Here is a 16,342-nt window from a genome sequence, read left to right as displayed (position 1 = left end):
CTATGCAAAAAAAATTCAGACAAGTTGCGAAAGTAGCTTTGGTTCTCGTGTATTTCGTCATTATTGCCGGTGCCGTAGTACGTATGACCGGCAGTGGTATGGGCTGTCCGGACTGGCCCAAATGTTTTGGACATTATATTCCCCCGACAGAAATTTCAGAGTTGCAATGGCAACCCGATACCCCATTTAAAAAGGGCCAAATTATCATTGTTGACCAAACCCTTCAAGTTGCAGTGGAAGATTTTAATACCGGTTCTTCCTTTGACCGGTCGAAATGGAAAACCTACACAAAGCACGATTACGCCGAATTTAACGCTGCCCATACTTGGATCGAATATATTAATCGTCTTTTCGGGGCCTTGGCCGGTTTAGCTACCCTTGCCCTAGCTATTTTCTCGCTCAAGCTGTTGAAAACGAACAAAAAAATAACCTTTTTATCTTGGTTGGTGGTCTTCGGAATGGGATTTCAGGCGTGGCTGGGTGCCACTGTAGTCTATTCCCTTTTAGAGCCTGTAAAGATCACCGTGCATATGGTCATGGCCTTGGTAATCGTAGCGTTTATCCTCTATATTATACATGAGACCAAGCCCCTGGCCGAACGACCCAAAACGCATAAAAACATAGTACCGCTTTTATGGCTTGTATTGGCCTTGACCACAATTCAGGTAGTATTGGGCACCCAGGTCAGGCAATTTGTCGACGACCGTATAGACCTCCTTGGCGAAGCGGCAAAAGACCAATGGTTGACCAATGCCAACTGGCAATTTTACGTACATCGGACCTTTTCCATAATAGTTGTCTTTCTCAACCTATTATTGGCACAACGCATCTACAAGTACAAACTTCATTTTTTAAAGATCAATTGGGTATTGGCCTTTTTGTCCATTGAGGTCATTTCGGGCATTGCCATGTATTACTTTGATTTTCCGTTCGGTTCACAAACGGTTCATCTTGTATTGGCAAGCTTACTTTTTGGGGTTCAGTTTTATTTGCTTTTAGAGGCTTTAAGTGCCAAAAGAAGCTATAAATCTTCGTAACTTTGTCTTCCCTTAAAAATTGCGGTTATGATTTATAAGATACGTGTCATTTTAGATGCCCAAGAGGATATTTTCAGAGACCTCGAAATAGAGGCCAGTACTTCTATGGAAGAGTTTCACAATGCCATAGCACAGTCTTTTGGCTTTTTGGGCAATGAAATGGCCTCGTTTTATACCTGTGACGAAGAATGGAACCAAGACGAAGAAATAGCCCTTTTCGACATGAGTGAAAACGGGTCTGACGTTCGTTTGATGAACGAAACCTTCTTAGAGGATGTCATGACCGAAGAGAGTCCGAAACTTATCTATGTCTACGACTTTTTGAGTATGTGGACATTTTATGTCGAACTCGCCGATATTGTTTCCTATGAGGCCGGTATAACCTACCCGAACCTGTTGTTCAGTTTTGGGGAACTTCCGGAAACCCCTCCGGAAAAAAACTTTGAGTCGAAGCCTACCTTCGATTTCGACGATACCTTTGAAAATTACGATGATTTAGATTTTGATGAAAACTGGAACTGATATTTTCCTAAAATAGCATTCCCTTTCATTACATTTCATCCTTCTGGACGTACGACACGTACCCAGACCTTTCTAAAATTAAAAAAACTATAGACATATGATTAACCTCTACCCTACCCAAATCGAAACGATTTCCCTGCACCGAGTGGGGAACAAGAATAAGAGTGAAGGTATTTTTCTTTCCGAAGAACCCTTCTCGCTCAATGATGAGACCACTGGTCTTTTAAAAGAGTATTTCTTCAAGCCTTTCCGCGAAAAAGAGGAGAACTATTTTAAATTGACGAATGATGTAGATGTAGAGTTCAACGAACTTTACAAGATCGTTTCCGCCATATTCGACGACCCGGAGAGCATGCATGCCAATTCGAAAAAAATTGCCACCCACCTTTTCGAACAATCGAACCACCCACATATTAAGAGCGGAGAGGTTTACGTGGCCCATTTATCAAACGTAATGCTCGACAATGTCAAGACCGAAGCCATCGGTATCTTTAAAAGCGAGCTTAAGCACGACTTTCTTCAGTTTGAAGAAAGGGGCAACAACCTAGATATCGTTATTCAACAAGGTATCAATATAAATAAGCTCGACAAGGGCTGTCTTATTTTTAATGTCAATAAAGAGGAAGGATATAAAGTACTTTCCGTAGACAGCAACCGCTACGACACCAAATACTGGCTCGAAAACTTTTTGGGTGTCGACCCCTTGGCCGATGAGAATTTCTACACCAAAAACTACTTGAAATTTTGTCAGAATTTCGCCAAAGACGTGGTATTACCTGCCGAAGACAAACAGCAAGAAGTGCTTTTCATGAATCGCGCAGTCAACCATTTTGCCAAAAACGATGCTTTTGAAGAGACCAATTTTTTAAACGAGGTACTCGAAAACCCCGAATTGGTGCCCGAATTCAAACATTACAAAGAAGAAAAAGGCCCAAAATACAGTATTGAAGATGTCTCCAATTTTGACATTGCCAACAAAGCGGTTTCCGATGCCCGTAAAAAGATAAAGAACGTCATCAACCTTGACACCAATATTCAGATAAAAATGGATTTTATCAACCCTGAGTCGGCAGAAAAATTTGTTGAAAAAGGGTGGGACGAAGAACGTCAGATGTACTATTACTTGGTATACTTCAACAAAGAGGAAAAAAGCTAGTACAAAATTGTTTCTTATCAAAAGCTATCGATTGCCAGTGCACTCGATAGCTTTTTTTTTTTTAGATTTTTATTCGGTGTTCTATAATCTGTTTCATACTTACATCTTCGTAATTACGGCGTACAAAGTTCAAGGCCAGATCTAATACTTCCCCCATAGTTTTCGACTTTCTGAACTGCTGATCTAGCGTAAGTTCATAAATCTGCTCACGCAACATTTCAATATTTTCCTGGGTAGAAATAGTGTCTTTTTTCCCAATAGACCGCAATCGTTTTATACGTGCCCCCGAACTCAATATTCTCTTGGCTACGATCGATCTTTCCTCTAGTTTATACTGATCTACGGAATCACGCTTCAACTTCTTCCTGACCAACTCTACCATTTCAAAGTTCTCCTTAAAAAATTGAGGTCGATAGACCTTTAACTTTCCTTCAAAACACTGCTGGTCGAAATCTATGGCCCGTATGCGGTAGACAACATGATCAAAATCGTGTACAGGAACAATAACGTAATTATAAGATCTCATATCACCCAATAAGCGGATCATACAACGCTCATTGAACTTTACGAACTCTTTGGCCAATTGTGATTTTTCCGACTCGGTACAATTGGGCAACATATCCTTAATAAAAACATCACCGGGTATACCCGCTATGTGCTCTTCTATGAGCGTATCCTTATAAACCAAAAAATTCAGGTTATAAGGCGAAAGCATGTGCTCCAGTTCAAGTCCGTATATCCGCGACGCATCGGTTTTCTTTACATAGAAATAGGTGAAGTTATCGTTGAGAATATTTCTTACCTTGATTCGAAAAGGCTTTGAGTTTCCGAAGGTGCAAAAATCGACGGCATCTATATTAAGGTATTGGTGAATATTATTGCTTCCATCGGAATGTAGAATGGAATATACCTTTTTTAGGCTATTATCTATTTCAATCCTATCGAATTCAGAGTAGTAGACCCTGACCCACAATGTATCTTCATCATCCGCATCATAAACGACAACCGACCCTGAAAACCGCAACAAATCTTCATAAAAAATAGGGATCTCAATTTTTCGGCTGTAATGCTCTAAATATTGGTCCAATTTTTTACACACCGGATAGGCCGGCTTTTTTTTCGACATTAACCTCTCTTCTGACATACTATCAATTTACTTACAAATTAGGCAATTCTGCAAAATAATTTAAACCTAAAAAACAGGTTTTGCACTTAAAACAACAGAATATATACGATTGCCAACATTTTTTTAGCCATGTTATCAAAGTACGTTTTATTTGTTTGTTGTTCCACATCAAACCATCCATACCGATGATTAATTTGCTTAAACCATACCTTAAAGTAGTTCTTTTCTTTTTAACAGCGTTTAATGCATTTTTAGGTTTCTCCCAATTGAGCGACCTGCATTACCTTCCCCCATTAAAACAGGGGCAAAACAACCAAGCGATACAGCAACAGGCTATTTATCTTTCTACGCCTGAGCCCACCTCTTTTACGGTAAACGCCTATAGGGGAACAAGCGGTACTCCGATTGCTACTTTTAATATCAATAATGTTAGTCCGGCCGTTTATACCTTGAGTAACGGTGACAACAATATCACCTTAGTTGACAACAATCACACCGGAGTGGTATTGGACGATGCAGGCCTAAGGTTTGAATCGCCTAGTGGTAACCGATTTTATGTCAACTATCGCGGTGTTTCAGCGGCCCAGGCAGCATCTCTGACCTCCAAAGGTAGAGTTTCTATGGGTACCCGTTTCAAATGGGGAGGCTTGCCCAACCTTGGTTCACATAGTTCAAAATCGAACACCTTGGGCATTATGGCCACCGAAGACAATACCACAGTGCGTTTATACGGCTATGATCCCCGATGTGAATTCCGCCTACAAGGAGATCCCGATGGGCTTACCGACGATTCGTATACCATAACCCTAGATGCCAACGAATCTTTCGTATTCGAAACGGTTTTATCGGAATCTACCGCCCATGTAGACGGTTGGATCGGTGCAAGCATAGAAGCCAATAAAAATATAGTTATCAGTAATGGTGGACTTAACACCGGTAGACAGGCCGGCAACAGCAATAGGGATGCTGCCATCGACCAACCCGTGCCCGAAAATAGATTGGGCAAGGATTATGTTTTTGTTAGGGGAAATGGTACCAATTCGACCGAATTCCCCTTGATTATAGGTATTGCCGACAACACACAAATATTTGTGAACGGTAGCGCTACGCCTATTGCCACTATAGACAATGGCGAATATTTTGAAATTCCCGGCACCTACTATTCCAGTAGCTCGGCCGGAGCCAATATGTTGGTAACGACCTCAAAAGATGCCTATGCCTACCAATCAATGGCCGGTGGTAGTGCAGTTTATACCCACGGACTTAACTTTGTTGCCCCGGTAAACTGTCTCTTACCCGATGTAATGGACAACATTCCCGACATCAGAAATATAGCGGGCACTACGGTAACCGGAGGTGTTACCATCATTGCCGCCACCACCACTCCTGATGCCAATATTTCCGTAACCGATGGCAGCGGCCCGGTTGCACTGCCGGCTTCGACCCCGGTGGCGGGATCTACCGACTGGAAAACGATTTTTATACCCAGCCTCACCGGAAACGTAAGCGTTCAATCAACTGGCCCTATTGCGGTCGGATTTTTTGGTTTGAATGGTGCACGTGGCGTGGCCGGTTATTTCTCCGGTTTTGACACCGTACCTGTCGTTGACCTAGGTATTCGCGGAGGAAGCGGTTGCTTTGTAGGTTCCGAAATTTTTGAGGCTACGGGAAATTTTGATGCCTACCAATGGTTTGGGGACGGAGTATTGATTCCCGGAGCAAATGGTGAAAGCTATGCCCCTTCCGTAGCGGGAGACTATTTCGTTAGAGGTACCAAAGGACCGTGTACCTACGATTCCCAACCGATATCGGCCTATTATTGCGACCCTGATGTCGTGGTGAACAAAACCGTAGACAAGTCTGAAATCGTGGAAGGCGAAATGGCAACCTTTACCATAAAAGTCAGAAACCTTGGTGTTGGCCCATTGACCAATTTAAGAATTACGGATGATATTCCCGCAGGACTGAGCCTTGTAAATGCACAGACCATAACAGGCACTTGGAGTGGTAACACTTGGAATATTGGAACCTTGAACGGTGGTGAAACCGCATTTTTGACCCTAGAGGTACAAGCGGATGAAATCGATACGCTGCCATTGCTAAGTTTGACCAATACAGCATATAACACACAAGATCAACCCGACACCAATATTACGGACGACAACCCCTCTGCCCATATCATCGTTCATAATGATTTTGACAAAGACGGTGTAATCGACATTGTTGACCTTGATGACGATAATGACGGTATTTATGACGAGGACGAGTGTGACACACTTTCCTACAACATTACTAACGGCACCCCGGTTACCAGTAACCTAATGAGTCTCAACAACTATTTGGTACTCGACGTATTTTCATTGGACAACTCGTTCTACTTAAGCATCAATGGGAATGATATTGCCGGGGAAATACAATTTGAAAATGGTGCCGGAGGGAATTACGCCCGCTTTTTAGATGGCAGCATACATGGAACAAACGGCAATTCGAGCATATGGACCGTAAGTGGCTCCAACGGTAATCCCGTAATTCGGATTGTAATCGACCAAAGCGGTACATTCGAACTATTTGGCAAAAGGACCACTGGTAGTCCCCTTGAACCCATGGTTCTTGACACCCCGCCCAGTACCATTGCCTGGAACCCCTCTGGAAATAATACCGTTACCATAGACCAAGATGTAAGGGGCCCCACCAATATGCGTGGCGTGCTTTTAACGGCCGGTTGTGATACCGATGGTGACAATTACCCCGATTCATTGGATTTAGATAGTGATGGCGACGGTTGTAGTGACGCCAACGAATTTTACAAAGACGACACCGCAGATGGCGGCGACGGTGGAGAGTACGGCACGGGAGTACCTGTAGTCGACCCTATCGACGGAACTGTAAATGCAGCTTCATACACCCAAGTCTATGCGCCTATCATTGTTTTAGGAAATACTTCAGAGGAACTTGGCGGAACAAACATTAACGGCCAAGACCTGAACTTGGGAGACACTTTTAACTATGTCATCCGTTTTCAAAATACAGGTGATGACGATGCCACCAATTTTACGATAAGAGATGTACTTCCCGACAACGTAACTTTAGACAATGTAGATTATAGTGATGCCCCAGGGGCTTCGCATACCTACGACCCCAATACGCAAACCATCAGTTTTACCATTCCTGATGATTTGGTGCAGATTGGCGACCCGGAGTACAAGATCAAAATAACGGTTTCCATTTCCGGTAATTGTTCCGAGTTCGTTGCCGCCTGTGCATCGCAACTTGAGAACCAGGCCTATGCCACTTATACCGGCACGGTGAACACCAATACTTTTTCGGACGAGGACGGCAGTAACCCTGCAGGAGCCTGTACTACTACATTGGAGGTTGCCACCAATAACGTAGCCAATGCGCTCACCAACTGTAATCTAGCCAGAACGGTCCTACTTTGTGGCGATAATGTAACCCTTACCGCCGGTTCCGGTTTTACCACGTACAACTGGGCAATTGATACTAACAACAACGGACAAATCGATTCTGGGGAGACCCTACCCAACAGTGGCGACCCAAGTACTTTTACCGCCACCACAGTAGGAAACTACATTGTTGAAAAATCAGGAGCTGCCGGATGTTCCGATCATGTGGAACGAATCACCGTAAATCGTTTTGGAACGGTCCAGACCAACCCTATTATCGATTACTTCAATCAAGTCAATAGTGATTCCAACCCCGATAATGACATTCAAGGTGAAGTTGTAGAATGCTCTATAGACGGAAGTTTGCTGCCCAACATTTTCCTTTGCGGCATCAATGACAGTGCTTCCATCCAATTGGGGATCACTGATGCACAAAGTATAACATGGCAAAAATTGGACGAATCAAGTTGTGGGGCCGTTAGCGATAAATGCGCCAACACAAACAGTACATGTAGCTGGGAGGTACAGACGGTACAAAATAATTTTACAGTAACCGAAAGCGGAAGCTTTAGAGTGGTTATCGCGTATGAAAATGGATGTTTCAGCCGATTCTATTTCAACGTTTATCAAAACACCTTGGATTTCGATTATACCCCTTCGGATATTATCTGTAATACCGATGGCTCCATACGTATTACTGGTGTAGGTAACGGCTATGGTTATCAATTGTACAATGTATCGAACAATACTATAGAGGTTCCATTCAGCGCGGGACAAGGCCCTGATTTTAGCATTGCCACTAGTGGCACCTATAAAGTACAGGTTACCCAACTCGACCCTGCTACGGGAGCCCCTATTCCGAACGGTTGTGTTTTTGAAACCGAGGATATAGGAATTCAAGAACGAAACTTTCAGGTCAACCTAAGCAGTACCCCAGCGGATTGCGACGAACTTGGAACCGTTGCCGTACAAGCCTTGAACGTTTCACCTACTTACAGCTATGAGTTGTTCTTAGATGACGGCAGTAATGGAGGTAGCGGCTCGTTCATTCAATCGGAACTGGTCGTCAACGACAATACGCACACCTTTACTGGTGTTGCCCCGGGCGATTATATAGTGGTCACCAGCACTACGGATGGTTGTACCGACAGTCAGACCATCACCGTGGATGAAATTCCACAATTGCAACTGACCGCTGCAAACCAAGAGAATATTACGTGTACCGCAGGTGTTATCAACTTGACCCCTTCGGGCGGTACCACAGGCTATCAATATGCGATTTGGAGTAAGGACGGCATCGCAAATTACGCCGATGAAAACAGTATCCCCGATACGGATTTTACCGCTAACTCGAACTTTTTATTCGGTTACCGGGGAAGTCCCGCTACATATTTCCCCAACGAAGATGGCGACTATGTTTTTATTGTTAAAGATGACAATGGATGTTATGGATTCTCCAATATCGTACATATGGACGATGTGGGAACCGTTAGTATTTCTGCCACTAACACCGATATTGTTTGTGCAGACTCATCTACCGCGGTCTTGACGATAAACGCTTCGGGCGGTACCCCTCCCTACCAATATAGTTTGGATGGAGGCACCACCTACCAAAACGAAAATTTCTTTAACGGCCTTGCTAGCGGCAACTATACGATTACTGTAAAGGATTCAAGCGGTACGGGCAGCAACGAATGTGTGGCTTCCATAGACTATGAAATCGTTCAACCGTTTAGACTTACAGCATCACCGGCTATCGTAGAAGACGCTTCTTGCAATCCTTCAGGGGCCTTGATCAAAATTTTAAATGCCAATGGAGGGCAATTGCCTTATGAATATAGTTTTGATGGAGGTAGTTCGTTTCAAGCTACGAACGAAAGAAGGCTTTCTTCGGGCACCTACCAATTGGTACTTAAGGATGCCTTGGGCTGTACCTTCAATATGGAAATCACCGTACCGAACAGTCCGACCGACCCCAGCTTCGACAGTGACGTCACCTATAACTGCGATGGTAACGGCGTTATTACCATAACCCCGTCGAACACCACGGACTTTGAATATACCTACCAAATCGACGGATCGGACAATTCGCCAGTTGACAGTAATATCTTCAGCAATATAACCCCTGGTACGAAAACCGTTACCGTAGGCTACACAAGCACCTTGGCCGCCAGTCAAAGTACCTTGTTTTTCGAAGATTTTGGCACGGGTATAAGCACGGCCATCGGAGAAATCGGGCCTGGCTATTGTTTTGAACCGCAAAACGGTAGTGCAACCACCTGTAACCTTGGTCCTGCAGGCATTTTGGTCAACGGGGAATATACGGTCACCACAGCGGTTACCAACCCCAACACCTCATGGAGAACCCCTAACGACCATACCGGACTATCGGATGGCAGATTCATGGCCATAGGGGTAAGTACCTCAGCGGGCAGCAACAATATCTTATGGTCTAGGTCTGGATTGGAAGTCCTCCCCGACCAAGACATTACCATATCTTTTTACGCCTATAACCTATTAAAAACCGGTGCTTTGGGCAACGACCCTGAAATTCTTGTAGAGCTTGTAGATGCTTCAGGAACCCTTATTAGTAGCACCGCCACTACGGCAATTCCTAAAAATAACAATGCCGATGATTGGCATTTAAGGGAGGTTACCTTTAATCCTGGAGCAAACACTAGCGTTGGTGTGATATTACGCACCAACTTGGATAGCGACTATGGAAACTTCTTGGTCTTGGACGATATCCAGGCCTCCCAGATTCCTGAACTATGTAAAAAAACCCAAGACATCACGGTTTCCGTAGAAACAGGAAAAGCCTTTGAAGTGGCTATATTGGGAAGCACTAACCCTACTTGTAACGGCAATACAAACGGAAGCATCCGTTTTGAAGTCAACAATTTCGACCCTGCCTTCGGCTATGAATATTCTTTGGACGGGGGTACGAGTTGGATCGCCGAAACTACCTCCCCAATTACCACCCCTGCTACACTGGGCGATGGTACATATGGAATAATGGTTAGAAAAGTAGATGACAATTCATGTACGGCAACTTCGGCCACATCGGTAACCCTGACCGCTCCAGCGGCCATAGTACCCAGCCTACAACAAACAGCAGAATATACATGCCTCAATACAGGAGCTACATTAGAAGCTTCGGCTACGGGTGGTACACCAGGTTATGAATATCAATTGGAAGATACTTCGGGCACCCCTGTTGTAAGCTATCAAACCAGCACCATCTTTAACAACGTGGCCGACGGCGATTACCTAATTCGTGTCAGGGACACCAATGGTTGTGAAGTACTTTCCACTGTTCCGGTAACGGTTTCCGCTCCCGAAACCATAGATTTCGATATCACCTATACCGAATGCTATGACGGTGCAAACAACGCTACCATTACCGTTGATGTCACCTCCGGTAATGGCGACTACACCTTCAGTCTAAACGGCGGCGGCTGGGTTACCCCGGCATCGGCTACCCCTACCACCTATACCTTCTCGGGCTTGGCCAACGGAACATACACTATTGATATAGAGGATGCTTATAGCTGTGGACCTGTACAAAAAAGTGTTACCATTAGTCCGCAATTGACCGGCAACGCCACTTTACAATCGGACAAAACATGTACCGACGATGCCGAGATCAACCTCAACATCACTGGTGGTTCGGGAAGCTATACCTATGAATGGTCCACTTCAACGACGGGACCATGGGATGCTACCGGATTTACCGCAGATACTTTTTCTACAAGTACTGCAGGCACCTATTACTTTAGGGCCACCGACACCTCAACCCCTACGCCGTGTACATTTGTTACCAATGCCGTAACGGTTACGGAAGCCGTTTCCCCGGCAATAACAACTATTACCCCGACCCACCTAACCTGTAACGGAGACAATACCGGTGCCTTGGATATCGACATCGATACTTCCATAGGTTTAGCACCATACACCATCAATGTGTACAACACGACTACCTCAACGGATTATGGCGAGAATACCACGAGTTTGGCCGCAGGTGATTATACGATTACCGTAACCGATAGTAAAAATTGTACCATAACAGGAACTACGACTATTAATGAGCCAACTATTATAAATCCGAATATTGTATCTACCGATTTACAATGTACGCCTACTGGCACAGAGTTGGGTACGATTACTATCGATGCCACTGGAGGTACTGCAACGTATACCTATAGGGTCAATAATGCCGATTTTAGCGTTTCTGAAACTTACGACACTTCTTCGGGCACCAATGACCATACCTTTACCGGTCTGAATTTTGGAGAATATACGGTTACCGTAACCGACCATAATGGTTGTGAAACCGTGAGCTCGGTTACGATTGCCACAGGTCCGGATATTTTGATTACGACCCAAGGCGCCTCTGGTTGTACGCCCGGAAGTGGGGAAATGCTAGTGGAGGCCCAAGCTTCTACAGGCCCATTGGGAGCCGGTTCGTTCTATTTCGCCGTATTCCCGGCACCTCCGTATGATCCTAGCGATCCCGCTTGGTTCCCGGAAGATGCGGTATTGGACAACAGCTATAATTTTACTGGCTTAACACCGGGTGTAACCTATACCTTTATTGTACACGATACGGATACCAACTGTGAATACATGCAAGAAGCTACGGTTCCGGTTTCTACCAGTTCCAATTTAACTTCTACCATAGACAGTACAACACCGATTACGTGCTTCGGCAGTTCCGACGGAAAGGTTGAGTTTACCATTTCGGGTTACGATGCCACTACCGTTGGCTATGAAATTTTCCATTACGCAACAAATACAAGTACCGGAATAACCGGAAGTATTTCAGGTGCTGTCGGAGGCCCCGAAACCGAAATAAAAGACCTTCTGCCTCCCGGTGAATTCTATATTCTGTTCACGGAGACGGACGGGACCAATACCGGTTGTGTAAATACTTCGGACATCTTTGTAATCGAACAGGCCCCTACCCTATTGGAAGTTTCCGCTACGGCCACTAAAAACGCCAACTGTAACGAAGATGGTACCATTACAGCTTCGGGACGCTACGGGGTGGGTCCGTATGAATATCAATATTTACCCGATACGGCTACGGCCCCGACCACAACATCAAGCGGATGGGAAACCGGTACCGTGAAAAACGTTGCCGCAGGTGATTATATCGTCTATATTAAAGATGCCCATGACTGTATCCAGCACACTTCGGTTACCGTAGGCTTTGATACGGCCCCTGAAATTGATACGATCGTCATAAGCGACTATTGTGTGGCTGAAGGCAACTATTCCGTAGAAGTGACATTGACCACCCCAGATACCGCTCCGTACAACATAAGTGTGAACGGCGGTGCCCTACAAAGTGCCAATTTTGTTGGTGGGGTTTACACTGTTACGGGATTAAGTTCCTCCACTTCGCCACAATCCATTTCGATATCCGATGTAAATGGATGTGGTAATTCGGAAAACTTCGATATAGCGCCTAAATTCCAGGCTACGGCACAGATTACCAAGTTATTGGATTGTAGTGGCAGTCCGAATGCCGAAATTACGATTACCGCTTTTGACGGCTACGGTTCCTTTGAATATGAAGTTTCCGGACCGGTCAACCAAGCAAGAACGGCAATACCCGGTCCTGCGAATACCATTGTTTGGGATGGGGCTTCAAGCGCAGGAACATATACCGTTTCCGTTTATGATACCAACACTCCTTTATGCAACCCAATTACATTCACCTTGGAAGTAGAAGATGCCGTTGTACCCAACTTTACGGCAACAGCGACAGATGTTACTTGTAATGGAGGTACTGACGGTGCAATAGCGATTACCGAAATAAATAATGGCATTAATCCTTTGTTATATACCTTAAGTCCCGCCAGCGCAACATTCAATACTACGACAAATAGTTTTGAAGGCCTTGCTGCCGGCACATATGACGTTCTTGCAACAGGAACAAATGGCTGCACAACAACCCGTACTATTGTGGTTGACGAACGCCCGGCCATTACTTTCGATACACCAGTTGTAGATCAATTTGGCTGTACTTCCGATAATGCGGTCAACAATGCCCTAATCACCTTGGACGAGGCTTCCCTGTCAGGTGGCAGCAGCACCTATTCCCGTTACGAGTTTGAAGATGTTGCAACAGGTACTATTTTACAAAGTGGATTAAGCCCGACATATACCTATACGGATTTTGCCGGAGGTAGTATTATTGTCCGTGTATTCGATGATGCCGGGTGCTCTGCAGAACAAACTGTTACCATAAACGCCTACGATGCCTTGGTAGATGCTACCATCACCGTAGATAGGGACATAAGCTGTATCAACAGTGGCGAAGACATCAGTATAGATGTTAGCAGCACTTTTACCGACTTTACGTCCAACCCTGGCAACTATGAGTTCAGGCAATTACCATCTGCCACATACCAAGCTTCGAACCAGTTCTTGAATTTGGCCGTGGGCACCTATACCTTTGGTATTCGAAATATCACCACAGGATGCGAAATTACCCGAACCCATACTGTCGAAGAACCCAATACTTTTGATGTCGTCGTTGAAAAGCTGTCCGATGTAGTCTGTCATGGCGATAACGGCAGCATACGATTGACCCTCGTAGACGCTACGTATACCACAGGATTCTCATACTATATCTACGACACCAATGACACCCCTGCGGACCGCTCAGACGACGGACCAGCGGTAATCACGGGTAGTTCGGTCAATGTAGGGCCTACCCCGGTCATTGCCGTACCTGCCGGAAATTATTTGGTAGAAGTGGTACAAGATGATTTACCGAATTGTAGTCAAGTCCGTTCGTTTACCATTACCACACCAAGCGCACCCATAACCTTGGCAACGATCGATACGGAAGACGTAGGTTGTACCAACGATCTTGGTAGTGCCAATATCGTACCCCTAGGAGGCGAAGCACCCTATGACATTATCTTGACCCATAATGCCTCAGGCACCTCGTACACGGCCAACCAAGTACATAGTTTCCTTTTCCAAGGATTGGGCGCCGGACAGTATACCGTGGAAGTAACCGATAACTTAGGTTGTAACCCGACTTTCGCCAATGCCTTCGAACTCGTCGTACCCGACCCGATTACGGCTACCATTTCAAGTACGACCTTGCTGTGTATTGGCGATACGGATGCCTCCGTCACGGCTGCGGTAGCCCCAAGAAATGTAACCACAAATTACAGGTACATTCTCAACACCTATGCCGATGCCACAGGTACGACCCTATTGCAAACATCGAGTTCGCAAACCACCAGTACCTTCGACAACTTAAGGTCCGGTTTCTATAGTATCACCATTTTAGATGATATGAACTGTAGCTTTGAAACCGCTGTTGAAGAAATTGTCGAACCTACCGAAGTAGGGGGACAACTGGTTACGGCACAGCGATTGACCTGCCTGTCCGATGCCGAACTGCTATTGACGGCTTCGGGTGGTACCGCTCCCTACATGTGGAGTACGGATGGAACTACCTACAATGCCATGAACGAAACCAGTGGACCGAACAGTCATTTGTTCACCAACATAACACCTGGTGTTTATGAGTATTACATTCGCGATAGTTTTAATTGTGTCTCCGTACTGACCAACAGTGTTACCATTAATCCGATAGAACCGCTACAGGTTTCAATAGACGATTCGGCCGCTACGGTCAACTGTAACGGACAAAGCACGGCAGCCATCGAGGCCGAGGCCGAAGGCGGATTGGGCAATTACCAATACGCCCTTTTCTCCGATGCCGCACTTACCAACGAGATACGGGCGAACCAAGCATCAGGCCTGTTTACCGACCTGCCAATGGGAAGCTATTTCGTAAGGGTACAGAGCGAAGATTGCGAGCTGGTTTCCCAAGAAATCCGCATAGACGAGCCAGCGCCTTTAATGGTCAACACCGAAATTAACAATGTCACCTGTAACGGTGCCAATGACGGTAACATCGTGGTGAACATGACTGGCGGAACAGGTACCTATCAATATGCCATTTCCCCGAACTTGAGTCGGTTTAGCAATACCAATGTTTTTGAAGAACTGGCCCCAGGTGATTATACCATTATTGCACAAGACTCCAACGGTTGTTTTGAGGTAATCGACGCTACCATAACCGAACCAACGGTACTTGAAGTAACTGCTACCGCATCACCCGAGATATGTGTAGGCGAGGAAAATGGAGCCATTGAATTGACCATTACCGGTGGCACGGCCCCATATAGCACACGCTTGGCCACAGAAGCCGATTTTGTTCAAGACCGTACCAGTTTGACCGGTTTGGCGGCTGGATTCTATATCATCTACGTTCAAGACGCCCAAGGCTGTGAAGAGAATATCTCGGTAACCATAGACCATGGAGTCAACCTAGGAGCTTTTGTACAACCCGTCTACGGATGTAACGGCAATACACCTAACAATTACGTGAATATAGTTCTTGATGATACGAGCATAGAAAAAGACGTGCTGTTCGGCCTAGACACCACCGATCCATCTGAAATGCAACTGAATCCGTTCTTTAGGGATCTCGCTCCTGGTCCCCATTACATTGCCATTTCACATGCGAACGGCTGTATGGCGACCTACGAATTTGAGGTAGAGTCGTTCGAGCCATTGAGCCTAACGGTAGAACAGACCAATATCAATGAGATTACCGCAACGGTTAACGGTGGTAGGGAAGGATATACCTATTATTTCGGTGACACCAACAATGGTTCCGATAATGTCTTCTATATTACCAAAACGGATACCTACTTGGTTACCGTAGTCGATGAAAACGGCTGCGAGACTACCGAAAGTATCTTTATGGAATTTATAGATATCGAGATTCCTAATTTCTTTACGCCTAACGGAGACGGTGCCAATGATATTTGGAAACCGAAAAACATTGAAATATTCCCGAATATCTTTATCAGCATCTATGATAGATACGGTCGTACCGTATACCGGTTCAAGGACAACCAAGATGGTTGGAGTGGAATTTACCAAGACTCAGAGCTTCCTTCTGGAGATTACTGGTACATCATTAAATTGAACGGTGAGGCCGACACAAGGGAATTCGTCGGACATTTCACCCTCTACCGATAAGCACAATCAACTA

The 16,342-nt window shown here is 45.2% G+C and carries 5 protein-coding genes; 4 read left to right on the top strand and 1 reads right to left on the bottom strand.

Annotation, left to right across the window (positions count from 1 at the left end; genetic code table 11):
- Positions 1-2 precede the first annotated feature (2 nt).
- From B4Q04_RS11875 to B4Q04_RS11865, 3 genes are all read left to right on the top strand, one after another.
- Positions 3-1,037, top strand: a complete 1,035-nt coding sequence (locus B4Q04_RS11875; RefSeq protein ID WP_088696937.1) for a COX15/CtaA family protein — start codon at positions 3-5, stop codon at positions 1,035-1,037.
- 27 nt (positions 1,038-1,064) lie between these two features.
- Entirely contained in the window at positions 1,065-1,559 is a 495-nt protein-coding gene (locus tag B4Q04_RS11870) for an IS1096 element passenger TnpR family protein (protein ID WP_013994232.1), read from the top strand.
- Between the two features lie 97 nt (positions 1,560-1,656).
- The gene (locus B4Q04_RS11865) at positions 1,657-2,715 is read left to right on the top strand and encodes a nucleoid-associated protein (protein WP_013994231.1); all 1,059 of its coding nucleotides are present in this window, start codon (positions 1,657-1,659) and stop codon (positions 2,713-2,715) included.
- A gap of 61 nt (positions 2,716-2,776) precedes the next feature.
- Here the strand turns inward: B4Q04_RS11865 and B4Q04_RS11860 are convergent, their stop codons facing one another.
- Positions 2,777-3,859, bottom strand: a complete 1,083-nt coding sequence (locus tag B4Q04_RS11860; protein WP_013994230.1) for a hypothetical protein — start codon at positions 3,857-3,859, stop codon at positions 2,777-2,779.
- A 167-nt stretch (positions 3,860-4,026) separates the two neighbouring features.
- Here B4Q04_RS11860 and B4Q04_RS11855 point away from each other — a divergent pair, with 167 nt between their 5' ends.
- A complete protein-coding gene (locus B4Q04_RS11855) occupies positions 4,027-16,329 on the top strand; it encodes a T9SS type B sorting domain-containing protein (protein WP_088696936.1) in 12,303 nt (4,100 codons plus the stop codon).
- Positions 16,330-16,342: the final 13 nt, after the last annotated feature.

This window comes from Zobellia sp. OII3, assembly GCF_002211465.1.
Taxonomy (GTDB): Bacteria; Bacteroidota; Bacteroidia; order Flavobacteriales; family Flavobacteriaceae; genus Zobellia; species Zobellia galactanivorans.
This window is presented reverse-complemented; position numbering and strand designations above follow the sequence as displayed.